The following is a 23,282-nucleotide window of genomic DNA, read 5'->3' on the forward strand; positions in this document are numbered from 1 at the left end:
AGGCCGTGCGTGGCAATGACGCATTGACTCGGGCGTTGCTGCATTGTTGCGCTGCAAAAGTATTCTTATCTTGGTAATCTCCCACCCTTGATCATTCGGCTGCGGGTAAACGTGAGGCGGGCACCACCGTTTCCACGTCAATTTCAGCGAAATTCAGCCTACATATCCATTTCAATGCTTTCGTTTTTGAAGGCGTTGACGCGGCGTTTTGTATTTCAAGTTTTCGACAGAGTTTTCGACAGAGCACATGCCATTGCCTCTTCTTAGCCTACTCATCTGGATCCCTATTGTCGCTGGCCTGGTGGTCTTGCGCGCGGGATCCGACGCGGCACGTAGCCGCACCCGCTGGATCGCGCTGATTGGCGCGGTGGCGGGTTTTCTGCCGGTGATTCCGCTGGTCGCGAATTTCCGCAATGACGTGACGTCGATGCAGTTCGTCGAGAACCTTCAGTGGTCGCCGACCTTTGACATCGCATGGCATGTAGGTGTGGACGGCATTTCGCTGTGGCTCGTCGCGCTGACGGCACTGACCACCATCATCATCGTGGTCGCCTCGTGGGAGTCGATCACCGAGCGCACCGCGCAGTACTTCGGCGCGTTCCTGATGCTGTCGGGTTTCATGCAGGGCGTGTTCACGTCGATGGACGGCATGCTGTTCTTCATCTCGTTCGAAGCCACGCTGATTCCGCTGTACCTGCTGATCGGCACGTGGGGCCAGGCGAACCGCCGCTACGCCGCGATCAAGTTCTTCTTCGTGTCGTTCCTCGGCTCGCTGCTGATGCTGATGTCGATGCTCTATCTATATAGCCAGACGCACAGCTTCGACCTCGCCATGTGGCGCGAGACGCATCTCGGCACGTGGCCGCAGGTGCTGATTTTCCTCGGCTTCCTCGCGGCGTTCGGCGTGAAAGTGCCGATGTGGCCGCTGCATACGTGGCTGCCGGACGTTCACCTGGACGGCCCGACCGGCGCCGCCGTGATGATTGGCATGCTGAAGCTGGGCGGCTACGGTCTGCTGCGTTTCGCGCTGCCGATCGCACCGCAGGCCAGCCACTTCTTCGCGCCGATGATGATCACGCTCTCGCTGATCGCGGTGATCTATTCGAGCCTGCTGGCGCTCGTGCAAACCGACATGCGCCGCCTGCTCGCGTATTCGACGATCTCGCACATGGGTCTCGTGACGCTCGGCCTGTTCGTCTTCAACCGCATCGGCCAGGCCGGCGCGATCGTGCAGATGCTCTCGTACGGCGTGGTGTCCGGCGCGATGCTGCTGTGCACGGGCATGCTCTACGACCGCACCAAGACCGCCTCGATCGCCGAATACGGCGGTGTCGCGAACACCATGCCGCGCTTCGCCGCATTCGTGATGCTGTTCTCGATGGCCAACATCGGCTTGCCGGGCACGTCGGGTTTCGTCGGCGAGTTCATGGTGCTGATGGGCGCGATCCGCTTCAACTTCTGGATCGGCGCGATGGCCGCTTCCACGCTGGTCCTGAGCGCGGCGTACACGCTGTGGATGTACAAGCGCGTGATCTTCGGCGCGATCGCGAATGCGCGCGTCGCCAAACTCAAGGATCTCGGCAACCGCGAATTCATGTTGCTCGGCGCGATGGCGCTGCTGGTGCTGGTGATCGGCCTCAATCCGAAGCCGTTCACCGACGCGATCGATCCGTCGGTCGGCACGCTGCTGGCTCAATCGGAACGTTCGGTGCATCCGTCGGACTCCGCGCCTGATGGTGGCGAGCATCTGCAGGCAGCGGCGCCCGCGCCGGTTGCCGCAACGACCCGCACGCCGGGTTGAGTGGAATGAAGCATTTCGCTGCTGCAGCATCCGGAGAATGGGGCTGCAGTGTCGATCTGCTTTTTTCAGTCTGGCACAAGTCTCGTCGCACGCCTCTGACGCAGCGCAACCCTTGAGGTCGCCCTGCGTTTTATTGCTTGTTTGAAGGGACTTTCGTGCTGTGACGGTTGTTTGAAGCTCAGCAAGTGAGCACGGCAAGTACTGATCCTCGCGCAAAACCTGCGGCAACGTGTCGCACAGTGCTGCGACGCAATAGATCGTTGCTAAATCGAGGCTTTATTAGCGCTTGACGTGCCCCTACTATGCGAGCGCTTACTAATGGAGAGCGGTCGAATGACGTTCGTTGAAGTCGTAAAAAAGAGGCAATGGATATGAAAGGAAAGACTCTGCGGGGGTCGATCGGTTTCCTGTCCACGAGCCTCGTGTTGTTGCTCTCGGGTTGCAGCAACCTCGATATTTTGAATCCGAAGGGGAGCGTGGGTCTGGCGGAACGCGAGCTGATCGCAACGTCCACCTGGGCCATGCTGATCGTCGTCATTCCGGTGATTGCGCTGACGCTGCTGTTCGCGTGGCGTTATCGCGCGTCGAACAAGAGCGCGGACTATCAACCGGGCTGGACCCATTCGACCGGTGTTGAAATCGCCATCTGGACGATTCCGACGCTGATCATTCTGTTCCTCGCTGTCCTGACGTGGAAGACCACGCACGAACTCGATCCGTACAAGCCGCTCGAGTCGCAGGTCAAGCCGATCAACGTCGAAGTCGTCGCACTCGACTGGAAGTGGCTGTTCATCTATCCGGACCTCGGTATTGCGTCCGTGAACCAGCTGGCGATTCCGGTCGGCACGCCGGTGAACTTCGTGATCACGTCCGACACGGTGATGAACTCGTTCTTCATTCCGCAACTCGGCGGTCAGATCTACGCCATGGCCGGCATGCAAACGCGTCTGCATCTGATCGCGGACGAAGCCGGCAATTTCGCGGGCCAGTCGGCCAACTTCAGCGGCAAGGGCTTCTCGGACATGAAGTTCCGCACGCTCGCTTCGTCGCCGGAAGAGTTCAACGCGTGGGTCGCGAAAGTACGCGCTTCGTCGGACAACCTCAGCATGGACCGCTACCACACGGTATCGGCGCCGAGCGAGAAGGACCCGGTGCGCTACTTCTCGTCGGTCGATCCGAAGCTCTTTCACAACATCATTGCCCGATACAACAACGGTAACGTCATCGACAACATGAATGACGCTAACTGTGCGCCAAAGGGTAAGGGGTAACGCATGTTCGGCAAACTCTCACTAGACTCGATTCCGTACCACGAGCCCATCATCATGGTCACGGCCGTGATGATCGCCCTCGGCGGTGCGACGGTGCTGGGTCTGATCACCTATTTCGGCAAGTGGCGCTACCTGTGGACCGAGTGGCTCACGTCGGTCGACCACAAGAAGATCGGTGTGATGTACATCGTGATCGCGCTGATCATGCTGTTCCGCGGCTTCGCGGACGCGATCATGATGCGTCTGCAACAGGCCCTCGCGTATGCGAACCCGGGCTACCTGCCGCCGCATCACTACGACCAGGTGTTCACGGCGCACGGCGTCATCATGATTTTCTTCATGGCTATGGCGTTCATGATCGGCCTGATGAACATCATCGTGCCGTTGCAGATCGGCGCGCGCGACGTAGCGTTCCCGTTCATCAACTCGCTGAGCTTCTGGATGACGGCAGTCAGCGCGATCCTGATCAACATCTCGCTGGTGATCGGTGAATTCGCGCAAACGGGCTGGCTGGCTTATCCGCCGCTGTCCGAATTGCAGTTCAGTCCGGGTGTCGGGGTCGACTATTACCTGTGGAGCTTGCAGCTCTCCGGTATCGGCACCTTGCTGACCGGCGTGAACTTCTTCGCGACGATCGTGAAGATGCGCGCCCCGGGCATGACCTTCATGAAGATGCCGGTGTTCACGTGGACCGCGCTGTGCACCAACGTGCTGATCATGGCGTCGTTCCCGATCCTGACCGTGACGCTCGCGCTGCTCGGTCTGGACCGTTACCTCGGCATGCACTTCTTCACGAACGACGGTGGCGGTAACGCCATGATGTACCTGAACCTGATCTGGGCATGGGGTCACCCTGAGGTGTACATCCTGATCCTGCCGGCGTTCGGTATTTTCTCGGAAGTCGTGGCGACCTTCGCCAAGAAGCCGCTGTTCGGCTACAAGACGATGGTGTGGGCGACCTGCGCGATCATGGTGCTGTCGTTCCTCGTGTGGCTGCATCACTTCTTCACGATGGGTTCGGGCGCCGACGTCAACGCGTTCTTCGGTATCGCCACGATGGTGATCGCGATTCCGACCGGCGTGAAGGTGTTCAACTGGCTGTTCACGATCTACAAGGGCCGTCTGGAATTCACGCCGCCGATCCTGTGGACCATCGGCTTCATGATCACCTTCACCATCGGCGGCATGACCGGCGTGATGATGGCGATCCCGGGCGCGGACTTCGTGCTGCATAACAGCCTGTTCCTGATCGCTCACTTCCACAACGTGATTATCGGTGGCGTGCTGTTCGGTTATCTGGCCGGCTTCAACTACTGGTTCCCGAAGGCGTTCGGCTTCAAGCTGAATGCAAAGCTGGGCAAGGCTTCGTTCTGGTTCTGGCAGATCGGTTTCTGGGTCGCGTTCACGCCGCTGTACGTGCTCGGCTTCATGGGCATGACGCGCCGTATCAACCACTACGACAACCCGCTGTGGCACCCGTGGCTGATCCTGGCCGCAGCTGGTGCGGGCCTGATCGCTATCGGTATCGCTTTCCAGGTGTTGCAGATCGTGGTCAGCATTCGCGATCGCAATTTGCCGGAGAACCGCGACCTCACGGGCGATCCGTGGGACGGCCATACGCTGGAATGGGCCATGAGCTCGCCGCCGCCGTCGTATAACTTCGCCATCATTCCGACGGTGCGCAAGCTGGACGCGTTCGCCGACATGAAGGCGGACAAGAGCGCGCAAGCCAAGCCGGTGTATCGCGACATTCACATGCCGTCGAACACGTCGGCGGGTCTGATCGCTGCGATGTTCTCGCTGGTCCTTGGCTTTGCCGGTGTCTGGCACATCTGGTGGCTGGCTATCATCGGTCTGGTCGGCTCGATCGGCACGGTGATTGTCTACAGCTTCCAGAAGAACGAAGGCTATTACATCCCGGCGGCTGAAGTCGCGGCGATCGAAGAGAAGCGCTCGGGCGCAGGCGCCCAGCTGGCGATGGAGGTGGATTGATGTCGAGCAATACAATTAACGTGGGCGCAGCCGCAGACGCGCATCACCACGACGCGGACCACGTGCCGTCGCATTCGGTGTTCGGTTTCTGGCTGTACCTGATGACCGACTGCATCATCTTCGCGGCGCTGTTTGCTGTGTTCGCGGTGATGGGCCACCAGTTCGCCGGCGGCCCGACCGCCAAGGACCTGTTCGAGATTCCGGGCGTCGCGCTGGAGACCACGATGCTGCTGCTGAGCAGTATCACGTATGGTTTCGCGATGCTGGGCGCGTACAAGAACCGTAAGGGCGTGTTGCTCTTCTGGCTCGGCGTAACGTTCCTGCTCGGTCTGTCGTTCCTGGTGCTGGAATTGCGCGAGTTCTCGCACCTGATCGCCGAAGGCGCGGGTCCGAGCCGTAGCGCGTTCCTGTCGTCGTTCTTCACGCTGGTCGGCACGCACGGTCTGCACGTCACGTTCGGCCTGATCTGGATGGTGGTGCTCGCCATTCAGGTAACGCGGCACCGCGACCTGACCGAACGCGACATGATTCGCCTGACGTGCCTGAGCCTTTTCTGGCACTTTCTGGACGTCGTGTGGATCGGCGTTTTCACCTTTGTCTATCTTGCGAGCGTGATCTAAATGGACCATAGCCATAACGCACACTCGGGTGAAGGTCACGGCAGCCTCGGCAGCTATACGATCGGTTTCATTCTCTCCGTTGTTCTGACCGTCGCGGCTTTCGGGCTCGTGATGACGGGCACGCTGTCCGGTGAGAATGCACTGCTCGCGATCGCGGGTCTCGCGTTCGTGCAGATCGTCGTTCACCTGGTGTTCTTCCTGCATTTGAATTCGTCGTCGGCGCAGCGTTGGAACGTGATGGCGTTCGCCTTCACGGTGCTGACCGCGGTGATCGTGATCGGCGGCACGTTGTGGGTCATGCATAACGTCAGCATGCACATGATGTCCCGCTAAGCGGAAAACGCAGCTGGTTGTTGAAAAGCCCCGCAAGACGAAAGTCTTGCGGGGCTTTTTCCTTGTCTTCGTCGCGATGCAGTTGAAGAGCCGCGGCTAGTTCACGTTCTATTGCGTGCGATTCCTGAGCCGCTGCTGGACGCGCCATGCGGCATGGCGTATTCCGTTGCGTGTCCAGCGAATTGCTTTGAGCAGCGGCCGCATGCGGTTACCGCGCACTTTTTCGAGCGGGCGGGCAGCTTGCGGCGCGAGTTGTTCCACCACGGCTTCCGGTGTGGTGAAGAGGCGCGTGTGCCAGTCCCAGTAGAGCGGATAGCGCAGCAACGCGCCCGCGCATAGCATGTCGAGCGTCAACGTGCGATGCCGCCACGGCAGCGGCGCGAGCGCGTCGTGGGTCAATCCCCAGCCGGCGTAGAACGGCAGTCCGTAGGTGAACACCGCTTTGCCGCGTAATAGCGCGTCGAAGCCGGCCAGCGACGATAACGTGTGAACTTCATGCGCCGCGTCGACGAGCGACAACAGATCGCTTTCCGTATCGACGATATCCGCGAGTTGTTGCGCGTCGACGAGTCCCTGTCGATTGCCCGACAGTACATCGGGGTGCGGCTTGTAGACCACGAAGGCATCGGGACGCAATCTGCGCACTTCGCGCAGCAACGCGTCGGCCGTGCCGATCGCGCGTGTGCCGAGGCGAATCGACGCGTCGTCGGCCACCTGGCCGGGCACCAGCACGATGTGTTTGCCCGCCGGCGCGGTCCACGCGGGCCGCCGACGACCGAGGTTGTACTTGGTGACGCCGAGTTTCACGACCTTGTCGCGCAAGGCTGCCGCGCGCGCCAATTCGGCTTCGGAGAAGGTGGTTTCGTTCAGCAGCACGCTCAGATCGCTGGGCTGGCTCGCGTCGAAATAGAGGCCGCGACGATCGATCACCTGGCTGCGCGGCGCGATCATGTCCGAGCCGAGTCCCGTCGAATGAAAGAAGCCGTCTTCAATGCGAACGCGCTGAACCTCGGGCGCGAGGCCTTCCGCGCTGCGAGCGCCCCACAGTACCGCGCATTCGTTGGTCTGCACCGATTGCGGCGTTTGCGTCCAGCGCAATGCGGCTCCGCTAGCGCCGATGTACGGCGTCGCGAACGGGCGCTTCCACCATTGGAAGCGGATGCCCACCACCTGCTGTAGATCGGCGAAGCGCTGTTGTACTGCGTGCTGCAATTCGATGCTGTCGAGCAGATCGTCGAGCGTGCCGGGTGTGTGCGTGGCCGGGTTCAGGTAGCGGGTGAAGCGCAGGAACACTACGTCGAACAAGGCGGCGAGCGTGGGGCGGGCGGTGCGTTGCGGGAAGAGCAGGTCGTCGTGGGTTAAGCCCCAGCCTGCGTAATAGGGTGTGCCGAACGTGTGAACCTGAACGCCCGCGAGCAGCGCTTGCATGCCTTCCGGCGCGCCGAGCGTAAAGACGTGATCGACATGCGCCAACGAGGCGCACAACGATTCGTGTTCGGCCACGCGTTGAATGCCGGGCGGCAACATGTCCGTCGATGCCGACAGCCAGCGCCCACTGCCTTGATCGTCCGATCGTGCGAGCCAGAATTCGGCGTGCGGATGTTTCGCGTGCGCGGTTTGCAACATACGCGCGAATGCCTGCGATGAGTTGCGTGTTGCGACTGCGCCGAGGCTGTTCGATCGCGCGCGCTCGTCGATGAGCATCACGCGGGTTGTGCGGCTGGTTTCGAGTAGCGCGGCGGGGCAGTTGCTGTGCGCGCGGCGCACGGTCGACGCATGGCTGCGCGCGAAACGTTGCATCAGACGTTCGACGGCTGACCCGGTGTACGGTCCGTCTTCTTCATCGCTACGGCTTAACGCCGAATTCAAAGCGGCAGCGAACGTTTCGGCGCGCGTATCGCGCAGCGGTACGACGAACCACGACAGTAAAGGTGTGCCCGATGGCCCGCGCGACCAGACAGGACCGGGCCAGGTGGCATCGACACGTTGCTTCATCTAGCGCAGCGTCTCGAGAAAGCCGTCGACGTGTTCGAAATGTTCTGCCCACGTGGGCTCGCGAAAGTTCTCGATACGCTTCAATTGAGCATCACGCTCGGGACTATTCGCGCGAGAGTAGGCCTGAATGCGAGCAAGCCAACCCGGACCGTCCAGTGGATCGAGGTACTCGGGAATGTTGTCGGCGATTTCGTGGAATACATCCAGATCGCTTGCGAGTACCGGTACTCTGAGTGCGAGTGCTTCGGCGAGCGGCATGCCATAGCCTTCGACAAACGAAGGGAACAAGAGCGCCTGAGCGTGTTGCAAATAGGCATGCAACTGCTCGTCGGAGCAGTGCGATTCTTCTATCACGACGCCTTTCAGGCTATCGCAGCGCTCCAGCATGTCGACGACGTTCTCGCACTCCCAACCACGCCGGCCGATCACGACGAGTTTCGGGGCGGTCGCGCCGAGTTGTTCGACGAGACGGCGCCATACGTGCAGGATGAACCAGTGGTTCTTGCGCGGCTCGATCGTGCCGAGCATCACGAAGTAAGGCGTGGGCAATGGACGCGGTGCAGGAGGGCGTTGCATGACGCCGGAGGCCAGACGTGCGACCACGCAGGGCGGTTGTTCGAGGCCGGCGCGTTGCGCTTCGGCCGTGAGCGAGTCGAGCGTGGCCTGCGAATTCATGATCAGTCCGCTTGCCCGATTTAATGCTGTGTGCATACGGCGCCGATGAATCGAATCGATGCCGGGGCGACAATATTCTGCGTGTGTCAGCGGAATCAGATCGTGAACCATGAATACGGAGCGAATCTGGCGCCGTGTCATTGCGTCGTAATAACGGTCGAATTCCATGCCGTTGTGACTGGTGTGCAACAGGATTCCGCTAAGCCTTGTTTCTCGCAGGCGATTTAGGCAGGCGCGCGCGATTAGCGCGCGAATTGCATTCCGATTTCGAGTGGACGCGAGAAGCCATGCAAACGTTTGCTGCGAATCCCGTTCACTCAACATCGTGGAAAAGCCGCGCTCGCTAAGAATGGCACGTGATTTAGCGCCGTATTTTTCAATGTAGGCGAGGCCGACGCGATCTACGCCGGTGGGCAAAAGCCCGTCAAATAGGCGCGTAAGAAGACGTGTGACGTCGAGAAAGAGGGTTGACACGTGAGCGTAGAACGGTTTTGGCGGTTTTGTTATCTGGCGCGCAGAACTTTTTTTCGTGCTTCTGCTAATCATTTTTCTCGAGAACGCGCCATTCTACCCGAGTGCATGAGACAATCCGCGCCAAAGTTTTACTTACTAACTCTTGCTAACTGTTGCAATAAATGTCGCGTCTGTCTAGTCGTATGGTTTTTGCCGCAGTCGCCTTTGGGGCGGTCTCGCTGAGTGGTTGCTCGAGTATTCCGACTTCGGGGCCCAGTACTTCACAAATAAACAATGCCGGCGCTGCCGCCAATCCGGCGGGGATCCAGATTGTCGATGTGACGGATGAGGTCGCGCGCAAGCTCTTTGCGGAGCGCAGTATCGGCGACTTCTCGGCTACGTTGGGTAATAGCACGACGTTCCAGCAGCAGCTTGGCGTAGGCGACACGATCGAGGTATCGATCTGGGAAGCGCCGCCCGCCACGCTGTTCGGCGCCGCGCAAATCGATTCGAAGGGCGGTACGACCAATGCACGTGTAACGGTTCTGCCCGATCAGACTATCGACGGCGACGGCAAGATCAATGTGCCTTTCGCCGGCGAATTGAGAGCCGTGGGCCGTACGCCGACCCAATTGCAGCGTGATATCACGGCGCGCCTGAAGAACATCGCGCACGATCCGCAGGTCCTGGTGAAGCTCTCGCGCAATGCGACGTCGTACGTCACGGTGGTGGGCGACGTGGCGAGTAGCAACCGGATGCCGCTGAGCGCGCGTGGCGAGCGTCTGCTCGATGCATTGGCGACTGCCGGCGGCGTCAAACAGCCGGTCGACAAGATCACGCTTCAGGTCACGCGTGGCGACATCGTGGCGTCGCTGCCGCTTGAAACGGTGATTCGCGATCCGCGTCAGAACGTGCCGCTGCATGCGGGCGACGTGGTCACTGCATTGTTTCAGCCGTTTAGCTTTACGTCGCTGGGTGCGACCGGCAAGAATCAGGAAATCAATTTCGAGGCGCAAGGCATTACGTTGGCGCAGGCGTTGGCTCGCGCGGGTGGCCTGGAAGATTCACGGTCGGATGCACAGGGCGTGTTTATTTTCCGGCTCGAAGACGCAAAAGCATTGCCGTGGCCGAATACGCCCGTGCGCACTACCGCGGATGGCAAAGTGCCGGTGGTTTATCGCGTGAACCTTCGTGACCCGAATTCGTTCTTCGTCGCGCAGAGTTTTATGATGGATAACAAGGATCTGCTGTACGTGTCGAATGCGCCGATCGCCGAGGTGCAGAAGTTCTTGAATGTGGTGTTCTCGGTGGCGTATCCGGTGATTACGGGGGTTCAGACGTTTAAGTAACGACGGGTCCCGTGCGCAGACCTAAGAGAGAGCGGCACGGGTTGTTGAAAATGCGAAACGAACGGCCGTTTCTGCACTGTAATGCAGACTAATTAAATAAAGAAAGGGCGAAATGAAGCGCGTTGTCGCAATCGATGGACATAACTTGGCATTGCAGCGGGGGACGGGCGTGGCCACTTACGCCAAAAATCTGGCTGACAACATCAAAGAAGCTGGCTGGGATTCGTGGAGCCTGTACGGTGGCCCAATCTCGGCCAGTCAGACGCCGCTAATGCGTGAAATCTCGTTCTTCGATTACCTTGGCGGCACAGCGCCAAAAAAAGGCTGGGTTTCGGATGCCTACGCGCAGACCAAAGAGCTGTTTCGTGCGCCTTTGGGATACAAGGTCATCGATATCCCGACGACAGGAAAAGTAGAGGCGCGTCGTTTTGCTGGACGGTTGCCGGAAGAATCGAAAATATTTAATGTTGAAAATCTATTCAACGTTTCTCGCCGTTATTTCAAAAAATATAACAAATTTCTAAGGGTTCGTTTTTCGGAGCCACCGGACGTCATGCATTGGACCTACCCTTTGCCTATCAAAGTGGTTGGCGTTCCGAATATCTATACCATTCACGATCTGGTGCCGCTACGCCTTCCATACACAACGCTCGATAACAAGCGGTACTACCATCGCTTAATAAAAGGCTGTATCGAAAACGGCAAGCACATCTGCACAGTTTCTGAAAAATCTAAAGAAGACATCCTTCGTTTGTTCGAGGTGCCTGAATCCAAAATCACGAATACGTATCAATCGGTAGAAACTAGTCTGGTGGCGGGCACCAAGAGTCAGAGTGAGGCAGAATTGGAAGTCGCCGGTATCTATGGCCTTGCCCCGCAGAGTTACTTCCTTTTCTTTGGGGCGATCGAACCGAAAAAGAACGTCGCACGACTGATCGAAGCATTTCTGTCTGCGCGTCTGGACGCAAAGCTCGTGATCGTAGGCGCAATGGCCTGGAAGTCTGGCGAGGAAATGAAGTTGTTAGATAGCATGCTAAAGCAGCGTGCCGGTTTGAGCGAGCGAATCCAGGTTTTCGATTATGCGCCTCGTCCATTTCTTCTAAGTTTGATTCGCGCGGCCAAGGCGGTCGTGTTTCCGTCGTTGTACGAAGGCTTTGGCCTGCCCATCCTCGAAGCCATGCAGTTGGGCGTCCCGACCCTCTGCTCGACCGAGGGCTCGTTGCCGGAAGTTGCCGGCAATGCGAGTGTGTACGTCGATCCGTACGACGTTGCAGCGATTGCGCGCGGGCTGAAAATACTCGATCAAGATCACGAGGTTCGTCGTCAATTGACGTTGGCGGGCGCCGAGCGGGCAATGATCTTCGACGCGCAGAGCTACCGCACGCGACTGATGAACATGTACGAGAAGGTGATGTAAGCGCGCAGTCGGACGTCGATGCTGAGCAAAATGGCCTCCTAGTTGGAGGCCATTTGACGTCGCAATTATGAATCGATCAGGTCGGCTCTTTGGGCAGACCGAGTTGATCCTCTTCCGTAGCGATTTTTTTGTAGTGCATGGCCAGGCGCCAGAGAGGAAGGGAGGCGATCGAAAGTCGATAAGTTTTGGTCCAATCTATGTAGGACCGTAATTGGGCGTTAAGGCTATCTCGCTGTTCCAGAGATCCCGTAAGTTCGGCACACGCTATGCTGTACTGCTGCGTAGCCTGTTCGAGTGACCGAGACTGTCGCTCGAGTTCGGAGGCCCGGATATCTGATTCAGCCCGAGCGCTGTCTCCGCGAGCAGATTCAACGTCGAGTTCCTGTTTGAGCTTGTCGTGCTGCTCGGTCAGCGTGGCCACCTTCATCTTGGCGGTGGCCAACTCGCGGGCCAAGCAGGCAATTTCCGCGGCCGCGGCTGAGTGTTGTTTCGCTTCTTCCGCCGATGCAACGCGAAGCCTTTCGATCTCCGCCTTTCGATCTGCCAAATCCTTGACAAAATGCGCGTGCTTTTCGCTGAATTGCTGATTTTTTGTCCGTAGATCGTCCCCTCGCGCGACCTCCGCCGTGAGCGTTTCCTGCTGTTGCTGGTGATGTTCACAAAGCGCTATCTGCGCCACGCTAAGCTTTTCGCGTTCAAAGACCGCTTCTGACAGTTCAAGCGACAGACGGGCAGATTCGTTCGCCGCAGCGATTGCTTCGGTTCGAATCTTGTCGTGTTCGCCGATCCAAGTGGCAATTTGTTCGCGCAGTTGATTGCACTCGGCCATGTAGATAATCCGCTCTTCTTCAAATTCCGCGGTTTTGTCAGCGAGCTCCCGGCAAAGCGCCTCGCGATTCTGTTGGAGGATGAGCGCGTCCGCCTGGACTGTGTCGCGCTCGCCGACAAGCTTCGTCAGTTGCTCTCGCAACTGTTCACGATCTGCAGCGGCAACGCTCCAGCGAACGTCCCACTCAGCGCCTTTGGTAGCAAATGCGAGAGCATCCGATTCGCGGTCCTTGTGCGATGTACCCAATTTTTCACCAAGCAGATTCCTCTCGGCTGTAATTGCAGCGACTAGTCCGTTAAGGCGCTCACCCGTAGCAGCAGCGCTATTCGATAGACTTTCCAATTCGAAAGACTTCGCTGCAGACTCTCGCTGCAGGTTTTCCCTTTCGGAAATGGCCGCTGTCAATTCCGCGCGCAAGGCGTCCCGCTCGAAGGCTACGTCCGCTAACTTTTGATTGACACGATCACGATCGGTGACCGCTGCTTTCCATTCGGATTCGAATACGTTGCTCTGGGCAAGAGTTTCGCCTAGTTGGCGTTCTAGTTGTTCACGCAAACAACCTTGCAAACCGTCCCGGGTGTCCTTCACACACCCTCGAAATCTGAATAGCTGTGCGGCTCGTTCAGGTGTCCACTCGGATATGTCAGTGAGCCACTTCACCGGATCACCGGATGTCGTCACCGCTTTTACCAGATCGATGAGTGGATCGATCGTTTTGTCGAGAACTTCATGCGACAGGGTGAGCCTGTTGGTAAGAAAACACAGTACCGATGCAACCTGTTCGTCGCTTAGAACGGGAGCCTCGGCAATTCTGGCCGGGTCGCTTAGGCACCAAGTATTGTATGGCGAGCGTCCAGTGACGATCACGCGCTTTTGAAACAGGAGGCCGGTCATCGCCGAAGTCGATGATATTGTGACCATTCCGTCGGCGCTAAGCAGCATGGGTTCTGAAAGTCCCAACGACAACGTTTGCGGCAGGAAGCGCAGGCGGTTTGTCGCGGCGGCCAGCGCGGCCTCCATGTCTTCGGTTAAACGCTGGCCGCCGTGGTAGGTCGGGACACCAATCCAACCAGGTGGAAGCGCTTGAGCCCACGCATAGAGAAGGTTTTCGAGCTCGATGGGTTGATATGCACCCTCATAGGTCACGGCATCGGTGGGTTGCGTCACGAGCAGAGCGACCGGACCTTCGCGCCGGAACTCGTCTAGCGCTGCGACAACCTGGACGCCGCGCGCATCTGCGATGTGGGCGGTTTGCTTGATCGCTGACAGCAAGCTCATCGCCTCACGGCGAACCTGCGCGGTCAGAGGGAGCGAGCTGATCTCGTCGGCACTCGTTTCCAGCAATGACTTCGTCTGGTGTCCGATCGGATCGAATGCCGTGCGCATGGGATGACCGAGTCGTGGCAACGGAGCTTGCTCGATGCTAAGAATAGCTATCCCGGCGAAGGCGCGTTGAGCAAACGAATTCTGCGACGACATCACAATCAACGTGGGCGCGTACAGTTTGCGGATATCAATGAGCCGCTCTAGCAGTGGATTGCTCTCTTCGGATTGGCTGTATGCTGCCTTGGCATAGCTTCTGCGTTCGTGGTTGAACGCGGCGAGCGTCTCGAACGGATTGATTTCGTAAAGTGTGACTGCTCCGGTGGCGTCGGGATGGGCATCGCTCCAATTTTTGCACGTCGACTCGTTGGCCGTTAGCGCAAATTGCCAGCCTTCTTTTTCGCAGGCGCGTCTGAAGTAGTCCACCCACAGAAAATGGGCGGATATGAGCGACGGTGAATTTCGGAAAATCACTGGCTCGAGGAAAAAAAGTACCCGCATCATTTATCCTTTCGAGGGCGTCGATAGCCGGGGCATGGCCATCATTGAGTAGCGGTAATGTACTTTGGAATTTACCCGTTCGAACACCGTGCCACTGGTTGAGACGTAAATCTCCACACTTCCTCTGCTCTTCACCACCGCAATCCTCTTTCCAATGCCCAGCAGTAATCTACGCGGCCGTGTCGTTGGTCAATGCCGTCCATGTTGGGGATTGAAGCATTTCACGCACGTAGACTTCAAGAGACTCATTCCATGTCGGCATCATGTCGATGCCAAGTGCCTGCAGTCGGGCATTTAATGCCCCTTCATTCGGAGATACCTTTGCGACCCGCGCGAAGGCGGGTCCCGGACTGACCCTGCACGATAAGCCGGAAGCTTCGACGATCGCCGCCACGTACTCAAACCGGCTAGCGACACCTTGCGCGACGACGTTGAAGACTCCAGTCTCTCCAGAATCGACAATCCTCATGACTTGCCGAGCGACACTTCCGATATAGGTCGGGTTGCCCCGTTGAGATGCATCGCTGGTCATTTCGGGCTTGCTGCGTGCTTCGAGTAGACGCTTCCAGACGAAATTTTTGCTCAGCGCCGGTGCACCTCCGTAGAGCCAACCCGTTCGAACAATGATATGACGGCAGCCGCTCTGCACGATCGCGGCCTCGCCGGCCACTTTGTTTCGGTGATGCACCGTGGTTGGGCGCAGTTCATCGGTTTCCAAGTACGGCTCGGTTTTCCAGTCACCATAGCAACCGGTGCTTGAGAAGTGAACCAGCAGTGCTCCAGCTTCACGACACGCCCGTGCCAGAATTCCGGGCAGATAGGTATTAGCCACGACGTCATCGTTTGGATTCTGCTCGGCAGATTCAACGTTGGTAGCCGCTGCGCAATTGATGACGACGGTTGGTCGCGCCGATTGGATCGACTCAACCAGCGCTTTCTCGCTTAACGTTCTGAATTGATCACGATTCAGGTGGGCGAGATCGAAGTCAGCCAGTACGTTCTGGAATGCGCCGCCTAGCAGCCCGCTACCTCCTGTGAGGACGAATTTATTCATCGTGTTTCCAACCAGGCCCACGAAAAGGCTTCAATGTCGCGTCGCTCCGACTCGGAGGGATCGTGTGGAATGCTGGCAAGGTTAAGCAGCAGGTTTGTGTCTTCTCCCAAGCCACCAAATGCGACCCATAGCCCGGGCGAGATGGTCAAGCGCCCATAAGTCTCGGCCGTGCTGGGCCCGAGCCGGAAATCACGGCTCGTATTCGATGCTTCGTCATAGACGCGAACCTGCACCTCCCCACAGGGAACCACGAAGTTGAGCGTCATGGTGCGGTGCAACTTCCAGCCTTTGATTGCGCCTTTTTCTACCATCGAAAAGTAGGCCTCACCGAAGCCAGCAAAACCATGATCAGTCGCCTTCATCCCATGCAGCACATCGCCGCCCGCAGTAACGATCCGCTTCAAAGGAGTGAATAGAATTCCCTGCATTTTGCAATGCTCCTATTGTGCCCAGGTTCTTTGGCGTTCACCCGCAGCGCGCTCGTACTCCGCGATCTGGCGAGTGGTCAGTTCCAATGCCGGAGCGTCCGATTTCTGAACGTCGCGATACCAGACTCCAGTCATCTCCATGCATTCCGCGTAAGATAGATTGGGTTCCCAACGCAGTTCTAGCAATGCTTTGTCAATATTGAGCTTGAGTAGGCTGGATTCCTGGAAAGGGGAGTTATTAGTTACGACGTAGCCTTCGCTCGGATTTTCGAAACCCCAGACTTTGGCCAGCGACGCAAGCAGTTCGAGAACCGTCGCATTCTGTTCCGCGCGCGGCCCGAAATTAAAACTCTCACCGTTAAGTTCTGCTCGATCCACCATCCTGCTGGCTAGCGTCAGATAGCCGCTCAACGGCTCAAGCACGTGCTGCCACGGACGCGTAGCGTTGGGGCTGCGAATCTGGACAGGTTTGTTGTTGCACCACGCGCGAATGCAATCCGCGACAATTCGATCGGCTGCCCAGTCGCCGCCACCTATGACATTTCCGGCTCGAGCTGTCGCCAGACGGACAGGGTGGCCCGGCTTCGTAAAGAACGAGTGAAAGTACGAATTGAAGACGAGTTCTGCCGCGCCCTTGGAGCCGCTGTAGATGTCCTTGCCACCGAGGCGATCGGTTTCCCGATATCCCCAAGGCCACTCGACGTTGTCGTAGGCTTTGTCGCTGGTAATAACAACAGCCACGCACGGCCAATCGGCCTCACGCAGCGCTTCGAGTACGGCCGCCGTCCCCATTGCGTTCACGCCGAAGGTTTCGAACGGTTCCGCATACGAGGTCGAGACGATGGCTTGGGCCGCGAGATGGAACACGAAATCGGGCTTGAACTCGCGGTGCAGGGCTCGGAGGCGCTCAACATCACGAATATCGCCAATTTCGTGGCGGATACTTTTATGAATTGAGGCTGCTTCGAACAGGGACGGAGTCGTAGGAATGCCGTTCGAGTAGCCGCACACGTGCGCACCTAGTTTCGCCAACCATGTCGCGAGCCAGCTTCCCTTGAAGCCGGTATGTCCAGTGATCAGGACCTTGCGGCCGCTGTACGCATTATTGAAAAGGGGCACGTTAAATTCTCCAGCTTTAAGCGTCATTTCCAGCATTTCCACGGGGCGTTGCCTTTGTCCCACAACTCGCGCAGAAAAACGAGATCGCGAACAGTGTCCATACATTGCCAGAATCCGTCATGGCAAAACGCGCTCAGTTCTTTATCTCTCGCAAGCAATTCAAGCGGAGTGCGTTCCAGAATCGTTTCATTCGATTCGATCAAGTCAACAATCTGCGGTTCGAAAACCATGAATCCACCGTTGATCCAACCTTCGCCGATCTGCGGTTTTTCGGTGAAAGTGGTGACCGAAGCGTCATTGATCGCGAGGCCACCGAAGCGGGCAGGCGGGCGAACGGCAGTCAGTGTTGCAAGGCGACGCTGCGCGCGATGGTGAGCCACCAGATCGCTGATATTCACATTTGCCACGCCGTCTCCGTAAGTCGCCATGAATGTGCGATTTCCGAGGAACTGCGAGGCCTGCTTGATACGACCGCCGGTCATGGTTTCCGCGCCAGTATCGAGCAGATGAACCTTCCACGAATCCTTGCCCGAGTCCTGATGCATTGTAATGCCGCCGTTTTCCAGATCAACGGTCAGGCTACCTTGACGGGTGTGGTAGTTCAGGAAAAAGTCTTTGATCTTCTCGCCCTTGTAGCCGAGGCAAATGACAAATTCGTTGAATCCGAATGAGGCATAGTTCTTCATGATGTGCCACAGAATCGGAAAACCGCCCACCTCTACCATCGGTTTGGGTTTGGTTTCCGTTTCCTCTCTCAGGCGAGTTCCCAGCCCACCGGCCAGAAGTACGACGGGAATTTTTTGGTCTTGTTGCATAGCGGATTGATAGCTAATGTTGTTTATAAGAAGCTTGGAAATGCGTGCGCGAATGTTAGATCAGCCGTTTAAGCGCGACGCCGGAAAGCGCGAAGTCTGAATGAGCGCTGACGTGCATGCGGAACTCCACTTTCTCGAGTGCCTCGTGGGCTTCAAATTCAATCGAAAAATTCTTGTCCGAGTCCAGCTTGTGAACAGGTGTCGATTTGACCACTGTGATTTCACCTGCGCTAGCGGTCACGTCGACAGCTGTGTCCTTCAGCGATTTGTAATCTCCAAAGGTATACGAAAGCTTGTATTTCCCTTTATCGAGATTGATGTACGGGCCATAAACAAGATGACCCGCCGACCGATTGGTCAGAATCTGGTTGCCGCTCTTGATGCCAATGGTGGTGCTCAATTGTGAACCATCTCCCGAGTACTGGAATTCTTGCGGGCTGGCAATGTCTTTGAGCAATGTATTTGCCTGACCGCCTTTGGTTCGCGAATGATCGAGATAGATCGAGCCGGCGTCGTGCCAGGAGCACGCAAAGTGATGGCACAAACTGGTGTTTTCGCTCAGTCCGTTCAGAATGAACGGCTGAGCCGGATTACCGGTCGGCGCGAGCGGGGAGAACCAGTCCTGCGGATAGATCTTCGTATTCGCAACGATCACGGGTGCGTCGATGTTCGGAGAGGTACCCATGCCGTCGACGTGATGCCCCTTATTGGCGAAGTACAGTGCAACGAGTTGCGGTGCCCAGAAATAAAAGCCCTTCTTACGCCATGCAGTGAAACTGCCGAAATTCGTGTACAGCTCGCACATGAATTTGCTTATTTCGCTATCGGGCTTCGAAGCCATTGAATGCGCGGTGTACCAGCCGCCTTTCTTCTCGTCAATGCCGATAAAAGCATCATATTCGGAACGCTGTTCGAGTTCTTCGATCAGGCCGCGATAGACGTCTCCGTTGACGATTTCCACGTCGGCGTCCAAATACGATCCACCGAATTCGCGGAGTACATACCATCGGAAGAAGTCAGTCAGAAACGCGTGGTCCCGTTCTGCATGCAGCTTCTTGACGTACGGGTTAATGTCCATCGGCAGGTTCGATGCGTTCCAGTGCATGATCTTGAAGTCAGGCAGTTGCTCTTGCCAGGTGCGCAAGTAAGCTTGGAATTGATCAGGCTTGCCATCGAAGCCAAAATAGATGCGGTGCAATATCTTCAGAGACTTGGTCTTCTCCAATGATTTTGTGCTCCCTACGGCCGGCGCTTTGATTACGTCTAGATCCAACTCGACAGATTTGATTGTCATACGATCAATGTTTTGAACGGACAGCACGACTTCCAGATTTTTTGCGCCATTTACGGAAGTGGAGAATGGCACAAGTAGATCCCGGTCACGGTTGAGCGGAAACGACATTCTTGCTTCATTCAGCGTGTTCGCGCCATTTCGTTCGGTAATCGCAACGTGGGCGGTGCCGTGCAGCGGGAGCGTCGTACATTGGATTCTTGCGACGTAGTTACCCTGGGGCAGGCTTGCGTAGGGACCGTACAGTGCCACGCCGTCGGGAACGTTAACTTCGATGCCGGATTCGGTTTGCACACCGACACGAGTTTGCATCCACGATGCGTCGAAATGCCGGGGAAAAGCTGATGCCTTTGCCAAGGATTCGCGATATTCCGAGAACGTTAGCGCCTGCTCCCGCGCCTTCCTTGAAAACTTGTTCTTCGAGAAATCGACGTTAGAATTGGCAAACATGTGATAGATGCACGTTTTGCCTTCCTGGTAGTCGAGCGTGTCCCCAAGGATCGTGAACTTCGGCGAGAAATAGGTTTGGGGATAAACCTTCGCCCGCGCAGCCACAACGGGGCTTTCCAGGTTTTTGAAGAAACCGTCGTCGGCTACGTTGATGCCCTTCTTCAAGAAGTGGAGTGACATCAGTTGCGGACCTATCAAACCGCGCTTTTCGCGCCACGGCCATAGGTCAGGTAAGCAGTTATCGTACAGATTCTTCATGAATTGCACGAGCTCGGCGCCTTTCTTCGCCGCGAAAGTCTGCGCCGTAGGGTGGCCGTTTTCCTTTTCTTCCACGCCGAAGAACACGTCGTACTCGTCTTGAGAGTACAGATCTTCTATCAAACCATGCAGGATCTTCCCGTCCAGCAATTCGCAATCTGCATCTAGATAGATGCCGCCATATTCGGCTAGCACTTTCCAGCGGAAGTATTCCGACAAAAATACCGGTGCACCGTTATTGAAGGCTGTCGTCGTCCATGCATTTTCGTAGACGTCGAGGTTTGTCATGTTCCAGCGCATGACCTTATAGTCCGGCATCTCCCTCGCCCATGATTCGAGGTAGTGCTCGAACGGATCATGAAAAGGGGAAAAGTTGTCGAAATAAATACGGTGAATAATCTTCGGATTACTCTGTTTCGGGATCGGCATGTTGGCCCTCTGCTGATTGATCTTGTCGACTCAGTATGTAGATCTATTTATAAATGTCCGGCGACTCAGTTCGCCGTCGTGGCTATGCCGCTGGCTTCTATGCTTTCCCCGATGTCGCTTTGGGGTTCAGTCGGGAGGCTCTCGGCGCCGCGATCGGAAGCATGAATAGGTGCGACGCCGTCCTGATAGCAGGTGTAGGCATCGTCGACACTCTCGAAATTGTGAAGTTTTCCATCTATCAGGACGGACGCCCGGTCGCAGTGCTCTCTGATATATCCTGCGTCGTGGCTCACAATGACAAGCGAGCGGTCCTTGCGACGTTCAAACAGTTCATGATGACATTTCGCGTGAAATCGACTGTCGCCGACTGCAATGATTTCGTCGATCAGGAAGCAGTCAAATTCGATCGCCATTGAGATAGCAAAGGCAAGTCTGGCACGCATGCCGGACGAATAGGCTTTTACAGGCTCACGGAGATAATATCCCAATTCGGAGAATTCATGGACGAACGGTTCCGCGACTTTCGCGTCGGCGCCGTATATTCTGCAAATGAAACGCAGGTTATCCATACCGGTAAGACTGCCCTGAAAGGCGCCCCCAAAAGCTAAGGGCCACGAAACGCTCATTCCTCGCACAATGGAGCCAGAAGAGGGCAGTTCAGCTCCACTGATCATGCGAATCATCGTTGACTTGCCTGCACCATTACGGCCCAAAATACCTACTTTTTCGCCTTTTTCGACGCGTAGGTTTATCTTGTCGAGCACTGTGCGGCGACCTTGTCGAGTTCGATAGACCTTTGAGAGGTTTTCCAGTTCGATCATTCCGGCTCCACGCGCATGCTCACATCGCGCACAAGTACGAGACCGATAAAAAGAAGGATTAGATCTGACGTAATCATGTAACTGACATCGTAGTGCGGCTTGATCAGCGTACCGAAATAGCCGCTGCGCAGCATCTCCACGCCGTGCACCATTGGAATCAGGAGGACGAATTTCTGGGCGACAGGGGGTAACCACTCAACCATGAATGGAGCCCCAGACAGGGGAAACAGCAGATAAGCAATTGTGTGCCAGATTCGATCGAGAGTTTCACTTTTCTCGCTCAACGCGCCGACCGTAAATCCGAGGCCCATACCGAGAAATGCCAGATAAATCCAACCGGCAATCATCAATGTGATGTTCTGCGGAGGGGCCATCATACCGAGCGCGACGAAGAACGTCGTTAGGAATATAAGTGACATGGTTGCGCCAGCCACTTCTAGGACAACTCGGGCAAGGAACAGGTCAATCACCCTTACATTGCGGTGATAAAGAAGGCTTTGGTTAGGAAGGATGGCGAGCGCGCATCGATTGGCGCAATTTCGCCAAAGCAGGACGGTCGAATAACCCGTCACTGCGAATGCGGTGATGGGTAGATTGCCACCATGGGTTGCTTTCGCGGCGATCCACAATGCCGTTACGCCAAGGGTGAACGACATCGGTTCGAAGAAAATCCAGAGAAAACCGATGTTATGCCGTCCATAACGGGTCAGAATTTCGCGCATGAGCAGCGCGCCAACCACGCGGCATTGGATCTGGAACGATCGATACAGCGACGTTCTTTGCTTCACCGTCATCTCCTGTTAGTCGCGATGTTCACGCATGCCCGCGAGCAACAGACTCAGAACGCCCCATAGAATCATTCCCAATGCGCACACCTCAAAAATGGACTTCAATCGCTTCGGTTCAATTGCGACGTCCGGTGTGTTCGGTTGAACCAATCTCTCCAGGTAAAGCTGTTTGCGCTGGGCTTCGGCGCGAGAATTTTCCAAGGCGGCCATTGCTGATGCTAGTTGCCTGTCAGCAAACTGCGAGTCGAGTTGCAGACGCGCGTAGGCCGCCGCTTTGCTCGACAGAGAGTTCTTGGCACCTGTCACGCCGCCTGTCGCGGCTTCAATCTGCTTTTGAAGCGTCTCGATGCTGGTCTTCAGAACCGGAATCTGCGGATTTTGCGGCGCGATCGATTGAAGTTGCAGCAACTGCGTCTGGGCGGCAAACATCTGCGTCTGAAGCGCCGTGACCTGTTGCAATTGCAATGCCGACTGCTTTTCCGGATCGAAAACCGTATAGGAATCACGATACGTCGCAAGCGCCGCTGCCGCGTCTTGTGCCTTGCCGGCTGCCGAGTCGACCTGATGCTGCGCGAATTCGACCGTGTCGGTCGCCGCGCGTTCGTTCATGCGGTTGACGAGTCGCTCGCTCATTTCGAGCAGTTTCTCGTTGATGTTTTCTGCGTCGTTAGCGGTATAGCCGCGAACCTGGAGTGTCGTAATAGCCGATGTCGAATCGAAATCCACGGAGACAACGTGCCTGCCGTAATACTTCCACAAGGCTTCGAAGCTGTCGTCGATGCTGCGTGAAAAGTGACTCAAGACGTCGCCATGATTTCCATAGGCCGTGGCAATATAGTCCTTCTGATTCAACTCCTTAAGCGCGTCTCGCGACTGAATATAGTCAATCACCGGGTAGGTATCGTCCTGCGCCCGCGAAAACCCAGTTCCTTGCAGCAACGCCCCCACCACGCTCGTCTGACTCTGCCGTTGCGCACTGCGCACCACAAAACGAGACTCGGACACATAAATATCCGAAGCGATCAACCCAAAATACACAATCGCAATAGTAGTCGGCACGACGACGGTCAGCGCAAAAATGCGGTTGACGCCCTTGATACGTTCGACCAGCCCTTTCTTTTTCCCCGAAGGCGGCAGCGCTTCGTTGTTGCTAGATACTGTTTCCAACGTTTTATCCAAACTGAATAGTTCTTCCAATCCCCATGCTGCCTGACAGGTCTAGCAAAGAGAAGGGCGGGAGCACTCGAAAACGATCTGCAGCCCAATGCGA

The 23,282-nt window shown here is 56.7% G+C and carries 17 protein-coding genes and 1 pseudogene; 7 read left to right on the forward strand and 11 right to left on the reverse strand.

The window, feature by feature from the left end; genetic code table 11:
• Window positions 1-247: 247 nt before the first annotated feature.
• From FA94_RS26585 to cyoD, 5 genes are all read left to right on the forward strand, one after another.
• Window positions 248-1,801: a complex I subunit 4 family protein gene (locus tag FA94_RS26585; RefSeq protein ID WP_035556877.1), complete on the forward strand. Its 1,554-nt coding sequence runs from the start codon at window positions 248-250 to the stop codon at window positions 1,799-1,801.
• A 371-nt stretch (window positions 1,802-2,172) separates the two neighbouring features.
• On the forward strand, window positions 2,173-3,072 hold the full coding sequence (cyoA, locus tag FA94_RS26590; protein WP_035563097.1) for a ubiquinol oxidase subunit II: 900 nt from the start codon (window positions 2,173-2,175) through the stop codon (window positions 3,070-3,072).
• A gap of 3 nt (window positions 3,073-3,075) precedes the next feature.
• The gene (gene cyoB / locus FA94_RS26595) at window positions 3,076-5,064 is read left to right on the forward strand and encodes a cytochrome o ubiquinol oxidase subunit I (RefSeq protein WP_035556878.1); all 1,989 of its coding nucleotides are present in this window, start codon (window positions 3,076-3,078) and stop codon (window positions 5,062-5,064) included.
• Window positions 5,064-5,684 carry a cytochrome o ubiquinol oxidase subunit III gene (cyoC, locus tag FA94_RS26600; protein WP_035556881.1) on the forward strand — a complete coding sequence of 207 codons (621 nt, stop codon included), beginning with the start codon at window positions 5,064-5,066 and terminating at the stop codon, window positions 5,682-5,684. Before cyoB ends, cyoC begins: the two co-directional genes overlap by 1 nt.
• On the forward strand, window positions 5,685-6,017 hold the full coding sequence (cyoD, locus tag FA94_RS26605; RefSeq protein WP_035556882.1) for a cytochrome o ubiquinol oxidase subunit IV: 333 nt from the start codon (window positions 5,685-5,687) through the stop codon (window positions 6,015-6,017).
• A 108-nt stretch (window positions 6,018-6,125) separates the two neighbouring features.
• Here the strand turns inward: cyoD and FA94_RS26610 are convergent, their stop codons facing one another.
• Together FA94_RS26610 and FA94_RS26615 are read right to left on the reverse strand one after the other, a co-directional pair.
• Window positions 6,126-8,012 carry a capsular polysaccharide export protein, LipB/KpsS family gene (locus FA94_RS26610; RefSeq protein ID WP_081936121.1) on the reverse strand — a complete coding sequence of 629 codons (1,887 nt, stop codon included), beginning with the start codon at window positions 8,010-8,012 and terminating at the stop codon, window positions 6,126-6,128.
• A complete protein-coding gene (locus FA94_RS26615; protein WP_035556886.1) occupies window positions 8,013-9,161 on the reverse strand; it encodes a glycosyltransferase family 4 protein in 1,149 nt (382 codons plus the stop codon).
• A gap of 161 nt (window positions 9,162-9,322) precedes the next feature.
• On the opposite strand from FA94_RS26615, the gene FA94_RS26620 reads away from it, so the two are divergent.
• Both FA94_RS26620 and FA94_RS26625 read left to right on the forward strand, forming a co-directional pair.
• On the forward strand, window positions 9,323-10,489 hold the full coding sequence (locus tag FA94_RS26620; protein ID WP_051980764.1) for a polysaccharide biosynthesis/export family protein: 1,167 nt from the start codon (window positions 9,323-9,325) through the stop codon (window positions 10,487-10,489).
• Window positions 10,490-10,601: 112 nt separating this feature from the next.
• Window positions 10,602-11,906 (forward strand): glycosyltransferase family 4 protein, encoded by a 1,305-nt coding sequence (locus tag FA94_RS26625; RefSeq protein ID WP_035556889.1) that lies wholly within the window; start codon window positions 10,602-10,604, stop codon window positions 11,904-11,906.
• 76 nt (window positions 11,907-11,982) lie between these two features.
• Here FA94_RS26625 and FA94_RS26630 read toward each other — a convergent pair whose 3' ends face one another.
• The 9 genes and pseudogenes from FA94_RS26630 to FA94_RS26670 all read right to left on the reverse strand — a co-directional run bounded on the left by FA94_RS26630 (window position 11,983) and on the right by FA94_RS26670 (window position 23,179).
• On the reverse strand, window positions 11,983-14,562 hold the full coding sequence (locus FA94_RS26630) for a hypothetical protein (protein WP_035556891.1): 2,580 nt from the start codon (window positions 14,560-14,562) through the stop codon (window positions 11,983-11,985).
• Between the two features lie 166 nt (window positions 14,563-14,728).
• Window positions 14,729-15,613, reverse strand: a complete 885-nt coding sequence (locus FA94_RS26635; protein WP_081936123.1) for an SDR family oxidoreductase — start codon at window positions 15,611-15,613, stop codon at window positions 14,729-14,731.
• Window positions 15,610-16,041 (reverse strand): hypothetical protein, encoded by a 432-nt coding sequence (locus FA94_RS26640; protein ID WP_035556894.1) that lies wholly within the window; start codon window positions 16,039-16,041, stop codon window positions 15,610-15,612. The genes FA94_RS26635 and FA94_RS26640 overlap by 4 nt, the downstream gene beginning before the upstream one ends.
• Before the next feature lie 12 nt (window positions 16,042-16,053).
• Window positions 16,054-17,196, reverse strand: a complete 1,143-nt coding sequence (gene rfbG, locus FA94_RS26645) for a CDP-glucose 4,6-dehydratase (protein ID WP_231585144.1) — start codon at window positions 17,194-17,196, stop codon at window positions 16,054-16,056.
• Window positions 17,184-17,975: a glucose-1-phosphate cytidylyltransferase gene (rfbF, locus tag FA94_RS26650; protein ID WP_353611445.1), complete on the reverse strand. Its 792-nt coding sequence runs from the start codon at window positions 17,973-17,975 to the stop codon at window positions 17,184-17,186. Before rfbF ends, rfbG begins: the two co-directional genes overlap by 13 nt.
• Before the next feature lie 55 nt (window positions 17,976-18,030).
• Window positions 18,031-20,403: a glycosyltransferase family 32 protein gene (locus FA94_RS26655; RefSeq protein ID WP_035556896.1), complete on the reverse strand. Its 2,373-nt coding sequence runs from the start codon at window positions 20,401-20,403 to the stop codon at window positions 18,031-18,033.
• A gap of 179 nt (window positions 20,404-20,582) precedes the next feature.
• Window positions 20,583-21,224: pseudogene (locus tag FA94_RS26660) on the reverse strand (ABC transporter ATP-binding protein); the annotation flags it as partial.
• Window positions 21,221-22,012, reverse strand: a complete 792-nt coding sequence (locus FA94_RS26665) for an ABC transporter permease (RefSeq protein ID WP_408307147.1) — start codon at window positions 22,010-22,012, stop codon at window positions 21,221-21,223. The pseudogene FA94_RS26660 and the gene FA94_RS26665, both read right to left, overlap by 4 nt.
• 12 nt (window positions 22,013-22,024) lie before the next feature.
• On the reverse strand, window positions 22,025-23,179 hold the full coding sequence (locus FA94_RS26670; protein WP_035563119.1) for a KpsE/RkpR family capsule polysaccharide export protein: 1,155 nt from the start codon (window positions 23,177-23,179) through the stop codon (window positions 22,025-22,027).
• Window positions 23,180-23,282: the final 103 nt, after the last annotated feature.

This window comes from Burkholderia sp. 9120 (assembly GCF_000745015.1).
In the GTDB taxonomy this organism is placed as follows: domain Bacteria; phylum Pseudomonadota; class Gammaproteobacteria; order Burkholderiales; family Burkholderiaceae; genus Paraburkholderia.

What these genes read in the sequence shown, in the direction of transcription:
- FA94_RS26585 (WP_035556877.1), top strand. Translation starts at nt 248, where the DNA reads ATGCCATTGCCTCTTCTTAGCCTACTCATCTGGATCCCTATTGTCGCT.
- cyoA (WP_035563097.1), top strand. Translation starts at nt 2,173, where the DNA reads ATGAAAGGAAAGACTCTGCGGGGGTCGATCGGTTTCCTGTCCACGAGC.
- cyoB (WP_035556878.1), top strand. Translation starts at nt 3,076, where the DNA reads ATGTTCGGCAAACTCTCACTAGACTCGATTCCGTACCACGAGCCCATC.
- cyoC (WP_035556881.1), top strand. Translation starts at nt 5,064, where the DNA reads ATGTCGAGCAATACAATTAACGTGGGCGCAGCCGCAGACGCGCATCAC.
- cyoD (WP_035556882.1), top strand. Translation starts at nt 5,685, where the DNA reads ATGGACCATAGCCATAACGCACACTCGGGTGAAGGTCACGGCAGCCTC.
- FA94_RS26610 (WP_081936121.1), bottom strand. Translation starts at nt 8,012, where the DNA reads ATGAAGCAACGTGTCGATGCCACCTGGCCCGGTCCTGTCTGGTCGCGC.
- FA94_RS26620 (WP_051980764.1), top strand. Translation starts at nt 9,323, where the DNA reads ATGTCGCGTCTGTCTAGTCGTATGGTTTTTGCCGCAGTCGCCTTTGGG.
- FA94_RS26625 (WP_035556889.1), top strand. Translation starts at nt 10,602, where the DNA reads ATGAAGCGCGTTGTCGCAATCGATGGACATAACTTGGCATTGCAGCGG.
- FA94_RS26630 (WP_035556891.1), bottom strand. Translation starts at nt 14,562, where the DNA reads ATGATGCGGGTACTTTTTTTCCTCGAGCCAGTGATTTTCCGAAATTCA.
- FA94_RS26635 (WP_081936123.1), bottom strand. Translation starts at nt 15,613, where the DNA reads ATGAATAAATTCGTCCTCACAGGAGGTAGCGGGCTGCTAGGCGGCGCA.
- FA94_RS26640 (WP_035556894.1), bottom strand. Translation starts at nt 16,041, where the DNA reads ATGCAGGGAATTCTATTCACTCCTTTGAAGCGGATCGTTACTGCGGGC.
- rfbG (WP_231585144.1), bottom strand. Translation starts at nt 17,196, where the DNA reads ATGCTGGAAATGACGCTTAAAGCTGGAGAATTTAACGTGCCCCTTTTC.
- rfbF (WP_353611445.1), bottom strand. Translation starts at nt 17,975, where the DNA reads ATGCAACAAGACCAAAAAATTCCCGTCGTACTTCTGGCCGGTGGGCTG.
- FA94_RS26655 (WP_035556896.1), bottom strand. Translation starts at nt 20,403, where the DNA reads ATGCCGATCCCGAAACAGAGTAATCCGAAGATTATTCACCGTATTTAT.